General features: G+C 65.9%; 1 protein-coding gene and 1 pseudogene. Both read right to left on the minus strand.

The features are described 5' to 3' along the window. Positions 1-606: MerR family transcriptional regulator (locus R1101_RS28680; RefSeq protein WP_016935741.1), on the minus strand; the 606-nt coding region annotated here is incomplete at its 3' end. A gap of 243 nt (positions 607-849) precedes the next feature. Beyond that, positions 850-981: pseudogene (locus R1101_RS30055) on the minus strand (bifunctional nuclease family protein); the annotation flags it as partial.

Genomic DNA, 981 nt, shown 5'->3' on the forward strand with positions numbered 1-981 from the left:
GCGCTCGCGGCGACGCGACGCCAGTTCGTCCTCGGGGCGTTCCTCGACGCCGCCACCGTCGGCGCGTTCGGCGGGGAAATCGGCGATGCTGCCGGTGAGCTCGCGCATCGCGCCGCTCACTGCGATCCCGAAGACGCCCTGCCCGCCCTGCAGTAGATCGACGACCTCTTCCGGCGACGTGCATTCGTAGACGGTGGTGCCGTCCGAGAAGAGGGTGATCTTCGCGAGATCGCCCACGCCGCGGCTGCGGAGATGATCGACGGCGACGCGGATATTCTGCAGCGAGACGCCGGTGTCGAGCAGACGCTTGACGATCTTGAGGACGAGGATGTCCTTGAACGAATACAGCCGTTGACTACCGGAGCCGGCGGCCCCACGGATGGACGGAACCACCAGATTCGTACGGGCCCAGTAGTCGAGCTGGCGGTAGCTGATTCCCGCGATCTGACAGGCGATGGGCACACGGTAACCGACGAGTTCGTCGGGCACCGAGTTGTCCGGAAACAGACCCGGCTGAATCTCGTCGGTCTCGTTCGTCCGCGGCGCCGGATTCGAGCGATCGCCGGAATCGACGCCGAGTGGCTGTCCCTTCGTCCGATCTCGCACTACTGACTCCCTCTCGCGCGCCCAGTTCTGCCTCGCAACGATCGACTGGCGGATTCCCCCCCGACCACATCCGATCATCGAGCGCTCCCAGGCTCACCGAGTCATCCCTGGCGGATCAACTCAGCGTACGCTCCGGTGTTGGGCGCTGGGCTGCAACACGCCGACCGGAAGGCAACGTTCGACACTACTACTGCTACGGCCGACGCGCGCGCCAACGCTCGTCGCCGTACGGACGGACGGCGCTCAGCCGTCCGTCGCCTTGAAGTCGTCGGGCGAGACGGAGTCGAGGAACTCCTTGAACTTCTCGACCACGTCCTCCCGCTCGTCCGGCATCACCAGTCCTGCTTCGGTGAGCACCTGCTCCTCGACGTGGAC

The organism is Rhodococcus sp. R1101 (assembly GCF_000278445.1).
Lineage (GTDB): Bacteria > Actinomycetota > Actinomycetes > Mycobacteriales > Mycobacteriaceae > Rhodococcus > Rhodococcus gordoniae.